The organism is Lactobacillus kalixensis DSM 16043, assembly GCF_001434335.1.
Classification (GTDB): Bacteria; Bacillota; Bacilli; order Lactobacillales; family Lactobacillaceae; genus Lactobacillus; species Lactobacillus kalixensis.
Genome location: NZ_AZFM01000022.1, coordinates 1 through 12,822 on the forward strand (window position 1 = coordinate 1; position 12,822 = coordinate 12,822).

Annotated in this window: 11 protein-coding genes and 1 other annotated feature; all 11 genes read left to right on the top strand. The window is 36.0% G+C overall.

The features are described 5' to 3' along the window. The first annotated feature begins 144 nt into the window (after positions 1-144). The 11 genes from FC46_RS06795 (at position 145) to FC46_RS06845 (ending at position 12,822) form a co-directional block, all read left to right on the top strand. Positions 145-720: a phosphatase PAP2 family protein gene (locus FC46_RS06795; protein WP_057799114.1), complete on the top strand. Its 576-nt coding sequence runs from the start codon at positions 145-147 to the stop codon at positions 718-720. Positions 721-869: 149 nt separating this feature from the next. Next, on the top strand, positions 870-2,258 hold the full coding sequence (locus tag FC46_RS06800) for an amino acid permease (protein WP_057799166.1): 1,389 nt from the start codon (positions 870-872) through the stop codon (positions 2,256-2,258). A gap of 130 nt (positions 2,259-2,388) precedes the next feature. Continuing rightward, the gene (locus tag FC46_RS06805; protein WP_057799116.1) at positions 2,389-3,345 is read left to right on the top strand and encodes a thymidylate synthase; all 957 of its coding nucleotides are present in this window, start codon (positions 2,389-2,391) and stop codon (positions 3,343-3,345) included. A gap of 9 nt (positions 3,346-3,354) precedes the next feature. Further along, entirely contained in the window at positions 3,355-3,858 is a 504-nt protein-coding gene (locus tag FC46_RS06810) for a dihydrofolate reductase (RefSeq protein WP_057799118.1), read from the top strand. Between the two features lie 76 nt (positions 3,859-3,934). Then, on the top strand, positions 3,935-6,349 hold the full coding sequence (locus FC46_RS06815; RefSeq protein ID WP_057799119.1) for a cation-translocating P-type ATPase: 2,415 nt from the start codon (positions 3,935-3,937) through the stop codon (positions 6,347-6,349). 65 nt (positions 6,350-6,414) lie between these two features. Further along, positions 6,415-6,654, top strand: a binding site (T-box leader). Between the two features lie 46 nt (positions 6,655-6,700). After that, positions 6,701-7,561: a MetQ/NlpA family ABC transporter substrate-binding protein gene (locus tag FC46_RS06820; RefSeq protein ID WP_057799122.1), complete on the top strand. Its 861-nt coding sequence runs from the start codon at positions 6,701-6,703 to the stop codon at positions 7,559-7,561. Between the two features lie 12 nt (positions 7,562-7,573). Beyond that, on the top strand, positions 7,574-8,635 hold the full coding sequence (locus FC46_RS06825) for a methionine ABC transporter ATP-binding protein (protein WP_057799124.1): 1,062 nt from the start codon (positions 7,574-7,576) through the stop codon (positions 8,633-8,635). Then, the gene (locus FC46_RS06830) at positions 8,628-9,329 is read left to right on the top strand and encodes a methionine ABC transporter permease (RefSeq protein WP_057799125.1); all 702 of its coding nucleotides are present in this window, start codon (positions 8,628-8,630) and stop codon (positions 9,327-9,329) included. The genes FC46_RS06825 and FC46_RS06830 overlap by 8 nt, the downstream gene beginning before the upstream one ends. Before the next feature lie 147 nt (positions 9,330-9,476). Then, the gene (locus FC46_RS06835; RefSeq protein WP_057799127.1) at positions 9,477-10,880 is read left to right on the top strand and encodes a class II fumarate hydratase; all 1,404 of its coding nucleotides are present in this window, start codon (positions 9,477-9,479) and stop codon (positions 10,878-10,880) included. Between the two features lie 8 nt (positions 10,881-10,888). Then, positions 10,889-12,280 (top strand): flavocytochrome c, encoded by a 1,392-nt coding sequence (locus FC46_RS06840; RefSeq protein ID WP_057799129.1) that lies wholly within the window; start codon positions 10,889-10,891, stop codon positions 12,278-12,280. A gap of 92 nt (positions 12,281-12,372) precedes the next feature. Then, positions 12,373-12,822, top strand: a complete 450-nt coding sequence (locus FC46_RS06845) for a DUF3290 domain-containing protein (protein ID WP_057799131.1) — start codon at positions 12,373-12,375, stop codon at positions 12,820-12,822.

A 12,822-nucleotide genomic window follows, 5' to 3' on the forward strand; every position in this document is an offset into this window, starting at 1 on the left:
AAAAGCCAGGAAACATGCGAAAAGAGCATGAATCTTAGCTTTCAAGTTTCAGATTATTAAGTTTTAATCAAGATCGGCGCTAATTTATTTCAATGCTGCTAAAATATTGAAAGCAATAATATTTTTATAGGGAATTGGAGTAATATGAATAGTTTAGTAGTCACATTTCTTGCAGCGACTATCTTACTCATTTTAATTTTTAATATAAAAACTTCACGTCGATTCAATCTTTTTGATCATTGGCTTCATCATAAGCTGGTCAAACAGCGCGATGGCTTTAAATGGCAAGTCATTGCCTTCTTAAATGACCCGAAACTGATGGTTGTCTGGGCAGTTTTGCTTGCAAGTGCATTGATAGATCAAAATCGCATTATGACGGCATTGTGGGTTCTTGGAACCTTGGGCTTTACTGATATTGTAGGAATTTTGTTGAAAAAATCGATTAAGCGCAAGCGACCGATTATGAGTTCAGAGCTAGAATCAGGCTATAGTTTTCCAAGCGGTCATGTTCTTGGAACTACAACTATGGTGTTGATATTAATTCAGCTCTTTAGTAAACAATTCGGTGTAATCTTTACTATTGCATTAATTTGTATTTGGGTGATGGTCATTATTTCAAGACTAAGCTTAAAGGCACATTATCCATCTGATGTAATTGGAGCTGCTAGTTTGTCGGTCTTTTGCTTCAGCATCTGCCAGCAGATATTTTTAGCAATTTGAGAGATCAGTTCTTTTGAGGAAATTGATCTCTTTTATTTTGCCTTTCCAATTAAAAACTCGTTGCCAAATACTGCATATTTATATAAAATCAAATGAAATGCATCTGAAGGGGATGGATTTTTTAATGCATGAAAAAAGTTGGTGTAAAAATGAGTAAAAAACATAAAGCTCCGCAATTAAGTAGAACAATGTCTGCTGGACAAATGGAAATGATTTCCCTTGGTGGGGCAATCGGAGTTGGGCTGTTCATGGGTTCCAGCTCTACAATCAAATGGACTGGACCTTCCGTTTTGCTAGCATACATGTTTGTTGGTTTAATTTTATATATTGTCATGCGTGCACTGGGCGAAATGCTCTATGTCAATCCAGGGACAGGGTCATTTGCTGATTATGCAACTGAGTATGTTCATCCAATTGCTGGATACATGGCTGAGTGGGCAAACGTTTTTGAATATATTGTTGTTGGGATGTCAGAAGTAGTAGCAGCTACAGAATATCTGAAGTATTGGTGGCCCAATGTTAGTGTTCTATGGTCTGGGATAATTATTATTCTATTCTTATTGTTAGCTAATTTGGCAAGTGCTAAGGCTTATGCTTCGCTTGAATTTTGGTTTGCGATGATCAAAGTAGTTACGATTATCTTGATGATTATTTTAGGTTTCATTGTAATTTTCTTTGGCGTTGGAAATGGTGGCAAGCCTACTGGGTTTAGTAATCTTTGGGCTCATGGCGGCTTCTTTACTGGCGGTTTTAAAGGCTTCTTCTTCTCAATGTCAATCATTGTTGGTTCATATGAAGGGATCGAATTATTAGGGATTTCTGCAGGTGAAGTAGCAAATCCTCAAGAAGCGATCGTTAAGAGTGTTAAGTCAGTTCTTCTTAGAATCTTAATCTTCTACGTGGGTGCGATTTTTGTAATTGTTACTATTTATCCATGGAATAAATTGGATTCAATTGGTTCACCATTTGTAACAACTTTTGCCAAAGTGGGGATCACTGCAGCTGCTTCAATAATCAACTTTGTTGTTTTAACAGCAGCATTGTCAGGTGCCAACTCAGGGATTTATTCATCAAGTAGAATGCTATTTAAGTTGTCACATGATGGGGATGCACCAAAGGTTTTCCGTCATATTTCAAAAAGAATTGTGCCAGATCGTGCAATTATGGGAATCTCGACTGGTATTTTCATTGGTTTTATTTTGAATGTTATTGCATCAAACTTTAATCATTCAGCTTCAGACTTATTCGTTATCGTCTTTAGTTCATCCGTTTTACCAGGAATGATTCCGTGGTTTGTGATCTTGCTTGCTGAATTACGTTTTAGAAGACATAATCCTGAGTTATTAAAAGATCATCCATTTAAGTTGCCATTATATCCATTTTCAAATTATTTTGCATTTGCAATGTTAGTTGTAATTGTAATCTTCATGTTCATTAATCCCGATACGAGAATTTCGGTTATCGCTGGTGCTTTGGTACTAATCGCTGCAGCAATTGCATACTTAGCAAGACACAAAGGCGAATTTAAGAAAGATTAGATGATATAAAAGATGACATAGTTCATCTTTTTTATTTTGTTTAAAATACCAAATCTTGTGGTTTGTATTATGAAAGGCACCAGATATATGATATCGTAAACGAAGTAATATCTTGAAAGGTGTGTAAAAAATGGCAGTTCTTGAACAACCGTATTTGGATCTTTTAAATAAAATTATGACTGAAGGACATGACAAGAGCGATCGTACTGGTACAGGCACTAGAAGTTATTTTGGTGCACAAATGCGTTTTGATTTGTCACAAGGTTTTCCTTTATTAACAACTAAAAAAGTTCCCTTTGGCTTAATTAAAAGCGAGCTTTTATGGTTCTTGCGTGGTGATACAAATATCCGCTTTTTATTAGAGCACAACAATCATATCTGGGATGAGTGGGCTTTTAAGAATTGGATAATTAGTGATGAGTATCAAGGCCCAGATATGACTGATTTTGGTTTACGCAGTCAAAGTGATCCTGAGTTTAATAAATTATATCAATCAGAAATGAAGAAATTTGATCAAAGAATTCTTGATGATAGAGCTTTTGCTGAAAAATTTGGAAACTTAGGTGACGTATATGGTGCGCAATGGCGTCATTGGCAAAAGCGTGATGGTGGATTTATTGACCAAATTGCGGATGTGATTAAACAAATCAAGGAAACACCAGACTCACGAAGAATGATTGTTACTGCGTGGAATCCGGAAGATGTGCCAACAAGTGCTTTGCCACCGTGTCACGTAATGTTTCAGTTTTATGTAGTCGATGGCAAAATTAGTGTTCAACTTTATCAAAGAAGTGGTGACATGTTCTTAGGTGTACCATTCAACATTGCATCATATGCACTGCTTCTTAATATGATTGCCCGAGAAACAGGTCTTGAAGCGGGTGAATTTATTCATACTTTAGGCGATGCTCATATTTATCGCAACCACTTTGATCAAGTAAAGGAACTATTGTCACGCAAGCCATATAATGCTCCCAAACTTTGGCTCAATCCAGAGAAAGAACTTATCAAAGATTTTCAGATGAATGATATTAAAGTGATAGATTATATGCACCACGGTACAATAAAAGCTCCGGTTGCTGTTTAGAGGTAAAGTATGATTAGTTTTGTTTGGGCAGAAGATGAAAATCACGGTATTGGGCTAGATGGACACTTGCCATGGCATTTGCCAGCGGATTTGCATCATTTTAAAGAAAAAACGATGGGACATCCAATCTTAATGGGAAGAAAGACTTTTGCAAGTTTGCCTCATCTGTTGCCAGGTAGAAAGCATTTAATCTTAACACATGATAAAAAATTAAAGGTTGAGTACTCACAAAATGATCAAGTTTTAATTTTTGCTAATATGCAAGAAATTCAGGAATATTTGGATGCTCATAAGGATGAAGAAATTTGTGCAATTGGTGGAGTTTCAATTTTTAATTTTTTGAAAAATCAAGTTGATGTTTTAGAAAAGACGGAAATATATCATTCTTTTAAAGTTGATACTTTTATGCCTGAAATCAACTATGAACAGTTTGAACTAGTTCAAAGAGAAGATTTTAACGCTGATACAAAAAATAAATATGATTATTCTTTCTTAACTTATAAGAGAATATAAAAATGAATCCTGTCATCTTGGCGGGATTTTTTTTAGTAGTTATAATATTCATTAAAATGAATTTTGAGGGAACAATATGTCAGAAAAAACGAATCTAACAGGCTTATCTTCTGCTGAAGTTGATCAAAGGATTAAAAACGGGCAGATCAATAAAGCTATTGATGACCAATTTAAAACAAATAGTCAAATTATTCGGGAAAATATCTTTACATACTTCAACTTAATTTTTGCTGTTTTAGCAGTACTACTGATTTTTGTTGGTGCATATAATGACTTAACTTTTTTGCCAGTAATTATTCTGAATACCATTATTGGGATTATTCAAGAAATTAGAGCTAAGCGCGTCTTGAGTAAGTTAAATGTGATGAATGCGGTGGAAGTTACTGCACTTCGCAATAGTGAAGAAGTAAAGGTTCCGATTGAAAAACTAGTTAAAGACGATATCGTTGTTTTGAAAACGGGTGACCAAATTCCAGCAGATGCTCGCGTAATATCAGGTGAAGTCCATGTTAACGAGTCTCTTTTGACAGGGGAATCCGATGAAATTTTAAAGAAAAAAGGCGACGAATTAATGTCGGGCTCTTTTGTTGTATCGGGGACTGTCTATGCGGTTTTAGAGAAAGTCGGAAAAGATTCATATATTTCTCGCTTAACTATGGAAGCTAAAGCCATGTCCAGCATTGAACAATCTGAAATGGTTCGCTCGATTAACAAATTGATTAAGTGGGTTGGGGTAATCATTATTCCACTTGGAATTGCCTTATTTGTGCAAGCTTACTTTTTTAATGATATTGGCTTAAAACGCAGCATTGTTTCAATGGAAGCTGCTTTAATCGGGATGATTCCAGAAGGGCTATATCTTTTAACAACGATTGCATTGGCATTATCAGCAACTAGACTAGCTCGACAAGAAGTAATGCTTCACGATATGAAGAGCGTTGAAACTTTAGCTCGGGTTAATGTTCTTTGTGTTGATAAAACAGGTACAATTACGGAACCTAAGATGGCGGTTGAGAAGGCAGTTGTGTCTAAAGCTAGCAAAATGAGTGAAGACCAATTACATCAGCTTATCGCTGATTTTGCTAAAAATATGCCTGCTGATAATGAAACAATGAAGGCCATTCATGATTATTTCAAAAATGGTGTTAAACAAGCAAGTGCAATTGTTCCGTTTACTTCAGTTAATAAGTATTCAGGTGTTGTTTTCAACAATGAAACAATAATCATTGGTGCACCAGAAATGGTTCTTAGAGATCAATTTGATCAATATAAAGATGAATTTGAATTTTATGCAGCAGAAGGCTATCGTGTTTTAATTGTTGCGCAATATGCTCAAGCGTTAAATGAAGAAAATTCCACACTAAATGAAGAAGTTCAACCTTTAGGCTATATTTTGCTTTCTAACCCAATTAGAAAAGAAGCAAAAGCAACTTTTGAGTACTTTGGCAAACAGGGGGTTGAAATAAAAGTTATTTCAGGTGATAATCCAGTAACTGTTTCAAGAGTGGCAGCGCAAGCTGGAATTAAAGGTGCTGACAAATATATTGATGCTCAAACGATTAAAGACGGTGAATATGAAGAAGCAGTTAAGAATTATCAGGTATTTGGCAGAGTAAAACCAGATCAAAAGCGAAAATTTGTTACAGCCCTGCAAGATTTAGGCAATACCGTTGCCATGACAGGCGACGGTGTTAATGATATATTGGCAATGAAGAAGGCTGATTGTTCCATTGCTATGGCTTCAGGTAACAGTGCAGCTGTTCAGGCGTCACAAGTAGTTTTACTTGATTCCAACTTTGCTAGAATGCCAGAAGTTGTAAATGAAGGTCGCCGAGTGGTTAATAACATTCAAAGATCTGCTAGTTTATTCTTAGTTAAAAACATTTTCTCATTCTTGATGGCAATCTTCTCATTGGTAATGACAATTAATTATCCATTACAACCCTCTCAAATCACTTTGATTTCTGCTTTCACAATTGGGTTACCATCATTTCTTTTAGCGCTTGAAAGTAATCACAACCGCATTCGTGGGAAGTTCATTCCAAGTGTGTTAGCAAAAGCATTTCCAGGAGGAATTACTGATTGGTTAGCTGTTGCAATTTTAGTGGTTGCTGGTGAGTATATCAATCTAGATCACGGACAAGTTGGGACTACTGCAACAATGCTTTTGATCTTAGTAGGTTTCATGGTGATGTATCATATATCTGCACCAATGAACAAGTTTAGATTTATAGTTATGCTTTTGTCAGTTCTTGGTATTGTTTTATCAATTATTTTCTTGAACAAACTATTTGCTCTAAACATGCTCAAGCCACGTTCGATTTTTATGTTGGCTGTTTTATTCTGTGCGGCTACAACAATTTTCAGATGGCTATCACGGATTATGGATGGAGTGGCAGAAGTTTTAGTTGTCTTTGATCAAAAAGGGAAGGCAATGACTTTTGCAGATCTTCATGACAGTTATAAACGTGGTCGTGATCAAATTAAATAAAATAAATATTAAAATATAGTTGACACAATTAAATGTAAATGATAAATTATTTACAACAAAACGAATTAAGCATCTTGAAAAGCAGAGTAATTAATATTAGTGGCTAGTAAAGAGAGCTGATGGTTGGTGAAAGTCAGTAAGCGAATATTAATGAAGATGGGCTTGAAGTGATGCCTACTGGTGAGATTTAGCTAGTAGCGGCTTTGCATCCGTTAGCAATGCAGACTATTTTTTGATAGTCACTGAGGTCTATTATGTGAATAATGGACAAATTAAAGGTGGTAACGCGAGCACTCGTCCTTTTGATTAGGGATGAGTGCTTTTTTATTACAATTTTCTAGGGGGAGTTTTATGAGAAATAGACGGAGAAAAACAACAATAATCTGGAGTATTATTGCTGCAATTATTGTTGTTGCAGGCTGGTTTAGCTTTGGACCAGGACTGAGCTCCAATAATCAAACGAAAAATAAGATCGTAACAGTTGGTGTAGTTGGTGAAAGTAAACAGGAAGCTGCTATTTGGAGAAGCGTAGCTAAAACTGCTAAAGAAAAATATGGCATTATTATCAAAACCAAAAACTTTACTGACTATAATCAACCAAATAAAGCTTTAAAATCTGGAGATGTAGATTTGAATGCTTTTCAACACTATGCTTTTTTAAAATCCTGGAATAGTGCAAATGGTGGAGGCGTCAGTGCAATTGGTAGAACCTATATTGCACCAATTCGTTTATACTCACGTAAGTATCACAAGTTAAGCGAATTGCCAGATGGTGCAACTATTGCAATTCCAAACGACGCGACTAATGAATCAAGAGCACTTCTTGTTTTAAAGAATGCTGGTTTGATTAAGTTGAGAAAAGGTGAGAAGTTAGTTACTGTAGCTGATATTACTTCAAATCCGAATAACCTGAAGATTAAAGAAGTTGCTACTGAACAGACTGGTCGAGTTTTATCATCAGTTGATGCAGCCGTTGTTAACAACGATTATGCTGGTCCCGCAGGTTTAACTGATAAACAAACAATCTACATTGAACCAGTTAATAAAGATTCACAACAATGGATTAATATCATTTGCTCTACAACAAATAATAAAAATAAGAAAATCTACCAAGATGTAGTTCGAGCATACCAAACTGCACAAACTAAAAAGTTATACCAAAAATATTATGGCAGAAGTCAGATTGCTGCATGGGATGTTAAGTTGAAATAGGAGGTTAACCACATGAGTATCATTAATTTAGAAAATGTTACTGTCGATTTTAAACAGAAAAAAGGAAATGTAGTTAAGGCTGTTCAAGATGTTGACCTTCAAGTTGAAAAAGGTGATATCTATGGTGTAGTTGGTTTTTCTGGAGCTGGTAAATCTACTTTAGTTAGAACTGTTAATTTGCTCCAAAAACCAACAAGTGGAAGTATTGAAATTAACGGTACTCAGTTTATTAAAGACGGCAAACAGGTTATTAGTAATAAAGATTTACAATTAGAACGTCGCAAAATCGGAATGATCTTCCAGCATTTTAATCTTTTGAATGAAACAACCGTCTTTGATAATGTCGCATTTGCCTTAAAGCACAGTAAGTTGTCCGACGATGAATTAGAAAAAAGAACGTTGGAGTTACTGGATTTAGTTGATTTGAAAGATAAAGCGGATTTTTATCCAGCAGAATTGTCTGGTGGTCAACAACAAAGAGTGGCAATTGCACGAGCTTTAGCTAATAAACCAGATATTTTAATCTCTGATGAAGCAACTAGTGCCCTTGACCCACAAAATACTGTGCAAATTCTCGATCTACTCAAGAGTTTAAATCAAAAGTTGAGATTAACAGTAATCTTGATTACTCACGAAATGGATGCAGTTAAGCGAATTTGTACTAAAGTTGCTGTGATGGAACATGGTGTCATTATCGAAAAGGGAGATTTGAAGCAGATTTTCTTGCATCCAAAGGAAGAATTAACTAAGCGCTTTGTTGGCGGGTCTCTTGAGACTATTTCAACTTTGGAATCACTTAACTTGGGTACTCTAGGTGATAATAAGGCTGTTTACCAATTAGTTTATAGTATTGCTAATGTGACTAAGTCAATCATTATTGAACTTTACAAGGAAATAGGCGTTGAAGCCAGCATGCTTTATGGTAACGTTGAACTTTTGAATGGTGAGGCAATTGGTACATTGGTGGTTGAAGTCAAGGGAGATCCAGAAAAACAAAAACAGGCTCAAGAGTTCTTAAACAAACAAGATGTTACATTGACTAGATTAGATGAAAAGGGGAGATTATATGATTAGTTGGTTTGAAAAAATTGCACCAAATGTAGTTCAACTAGGCTGGGGTGGAGATACTGGCTGGGGCACAAGTATTTTCCAAACTCTCTTTATGACTTTCTGGTCAGCGATCTTTGGCGGCATCCTAGGGATTATTTTCGGTGTGATTCTTGTTTTAACAAAAGAAGACGGAATTCGGCCAAATAAATTCTGGTTCAATGTTTGTGATAAATTAGTTTCAATTTTTAGAGCTATTCCATTTGTAATTTTATTGGCATTTATAGCCCCTGTTACCCAAAAGATTGTTGGTACACAAATTGGGATGAAAGCAGCTTTAGTACCTTTGACTTTAGGTGTTTTCCCATTCTACGCTCGTCAAGTTCAAGTTGCTCTTGAAAGTGTTGATCCGGGTAAAATCGAAGCTGCTGAAAGTTTGGGAGCAACAGTTAGTGATATTATCTTTGATGTCTATTTAAGAGAATCCCGTTCTGAATTGATTCGTGTTTCTACTGTAACTGTCATTAGTTTGATTGGTTTGACAGCAATGGCTGGAGCAATTGGTGCAGGTGGCCTTGGTAACACTGCTATTTCATATGGTTACAACCGATTTAACAATGATGTTACTTGGGTGGCAACTATTCTTGTGATCATTTTGATCTTTATTGTTCAAGTTATTGGCGACTTTTTCGCTAAGAGAATGAACCATCAATCTAGATAAGAATTAACTACTATTCCTTGAATTTAGAAGGAATAGTTTTTATTTTTCAAAAATTAATTAGCTTTTTAAAATTATTGAAAAAGAAAGCTCTTACAGGTATCATAAAAGTTGAATTAAAGTTTCTATTTTATTAAGGAGAAAAATACTATGAGTGAACAAGATTATCGTATTGAAAGTGATACTATTGGTCCTGTCAAGATTCCAAAAGATGCTTTATGGGGTCCACAAACAGAAAGAAGTAGAAACAATTTCCCAAGTGGTGAACTAATGCCTTTGGCAATTATTCGTGCATTCTTACACTTAAAGAAAGCTGCTGCACAAAGTAATGTAGAAGTCGGGGATGAGCCAAAGGAAAAAGGTGAAGCAATTGAAGATGCAATTGACCATCTTTTAGCTTTAGATGATGTTCAATTGCGTAAAGATTTTCCACTTCATGTGTTGCAAACTGGTTCAGGTACACAAAGTAACATGAACGTTAATGAAGTTGTGGCTAACTTGGCAAATAAGTTACATCCAGGTTTAGATATTTTACCAAACGATGATGTTAACCGTGGTCAATCTTCAAACGACACATACCCAACTGCTATGAACATCGTTGCAGTTGAAGCCTTGGACAAGCTTGAACCAGCAGTTCAACACTTAATTGACGAATTGGTTATTAAGGAAAAGAAATACTGGAAGACTGTTAAAGTTGGTCGTACTCACTTACAAGACGCAACTCCATTAACATTTGGTCAAGAATTATCAGGATACATTTCAGCTCTTAAGCATGATTTGTCATACATTCAAGAATTAAAGCCAACTCTTTATGAATTAGCTATTGGTGGTACTGCTGTTGGTACTGGTTTAAACGCTGCACCAGGCATGACTGAGAAGATTGCAGGCAAGTTATCAGAAGTTTATGGTCATAAGTTTGAAGTTAAGACAAATAAATTCTGGGGCTTAGCTCACCATTCAGGTCTTGATGTTGTTCATGGTGCGCTTAAGACTTTAGCTGCAGATATGTTCAAGATCGCTCAAGATATTAGATTCTTGGCTTCAGGTCCAAGAGCAGGTTATGGCGAATTGAATATCCCTGCAAATGAACCAGGTTCATCAATTATGCCTGGTAAGGTTAACCCAACTCAAGCAGAAGCTGTAACAATGGCTGCCACAAAAGTATTTGGTAATGACACTACAATTACTTTTGCTGCTTCACAAGGTAATTTCGAAATGAATGTCTTTAAGACAGTAATGATTGCTTCATTCCTTGATTCTTGTGATATTTTAACTGGTACAATTACCGGCTTTGCTGATAGAATGATTCATGGCTTAACTGTTAACGAAGAAAGAATGGACGATTTACTTGAAAATTCATTGATGACAGTTACCGCATTATCTCCTCATATTGGTTACCACGCAGCTGCAAAGATTGCACAAACAGCTGATAAGGAAGGTACTACTTTACGTGAAGCTGCTCTTAAGAGTGGTAAAGTTACCGAAGAACAATATGATGAGTGGATGGACTATATGCAAATGACTAATGTTGATAAGGACGATCCAGAAGAATAGGAGAAGAAATGGCAAAATTTATTTTTACGCCAAACACAGCTGATGAAATTGCAGATAGCTATGATGCAGTTATTATTGGTGCTGGTGGTACTGGTTTAACTGCTGCACTTCAAGCCCATGAATTAGGTCTTAAAGTTGCAGTTTTTGAAAAAAATGAACAACTTGGTGGTAATACAACTCGTGCTTCGTCAGGGATGAATGCTTCAGAAAGTTTGGTTCAATTACAAGAAGGCATAATTGATAATAAAGAAGATTTCTATAAGGAAACTTTAAAAGGTGGCGGTCTTCTTAATGATCGCGATATGCTTCGTTATTTTGTTGATCATTCTGCAATTGCAATTGATTGGCTTATGGAACATGGAATTGAATTGACTGATTTAACCATTACTGGAGGTATGAGCAAGAAGCGTGCTCACCGCCCAGCTTCAATGGCTCCAGTTGGTGGGTACTTAGTAACTGGCTTACTTAAGCAAATCGAAAAGGAAGGGATTCATGTCTTTAATGATGCTAAAGTGATCAAGCTTTTACAAAATGACGAAAAAGCAATTGATGGAGTCGAAGTTGAAACTAAAGCTGGTACTAAGACTGTTCATGCCAAGGCTGTTTTACTTGCAAGTGGGGGTTTTGGTGCTTCAAAGGATATTATCAAGAAGTATCGTCCAGACCTAGTTGATTATAAGACGACTAATCAACCAGGTGCTACAGGTGATGGCTTAAAGCTTGCAGAAGCAGTTGATGCACAATTAATGCAAATGAACTTTATCCAAGTTCATCCAACTGCTCAAACTGATACTGATCATACTTTCTTGATCGGTGAAGGCGTTAGAGGTGAAGGTGCTATTCTGGTTAATAAAGCTGGTAAGCGCTTTGTAAACGAATTAAATACTCGTAAGATTGTATCTAATGCAATTACCGGATTAAATGAAGACGGTGCTTACCTTATTTTTGATCAAGGTATTCGAGATCACTTCAAGGCAATTGAATTCTATGATCATGTCGGCTTGGTAGAACATGGTGCTACCCTTGATGAATTAGCGGAAACGATTGGTGTCAACGCAGCTAACTTGAATGAGACTATTGCTAAGTGGAATTCAGAAGTTGCTCAAAAGAAAGATACTGACTTTGGCAGAACAACTGGTATGGAACGTGGAATTGAAAAAGGACCATTCTTTGCAATTCACGTTCACCCAGCAATTCACTACACTATGGGTGGTATTCATGTTACGCCCGAAACGGAAGTACTTGATACTAACGGTAGTATTATTGATGGTTTATATGCTGCTGGTGAAGTATCAGGTGGGCTTCACGGAAATAATAGAATTGGTGGTAACTCCATCGCTGAAACTGTAATTTTTGGTCGTCAAGCAGGGATGCAAATGGCTAAGAAGATTAGAAAATAAAATTTTACTTATAAATAAAGAAGACTAATTTTGAAGTAAGTATCGAAATTAGTCTTTTTGATTTGCTAAAATATCGAAAAGGAGGGTTACTGATGACATTTTATACAATCAACTACATTCAGAATCATCAAAATGATGATCAGACCGTTCTGATTATATTATCATTAATCACTGCTTTAGCGATGATTATCTTTGCTATCCTTTATCTACGCAATCGATTTGCTACGCGTTATCGAGATTTGGGGATCATCGCGCTCCTATTTTTGTGTTTATTTGCCGGGACAAGGTATGAGCGCTACACACAAAATAATATGCAGAAATCATATTCCTCGCAAATTATTCCATTTATTAAATCTGTGGCTAAGGATGAAAATGTAAAGGAATCCGATGTTTTGGTTAGTTCAACAACTTTAAATAATGGGATGATTGTCAGAATTGATTCTAAGGATGTTGACTATCAACTTAATTTAAATGATGATCGTAATACCTATTCATTAACCGAAGCACACGTAATTAATCACGAAGTGGATGTGAGAAACTAA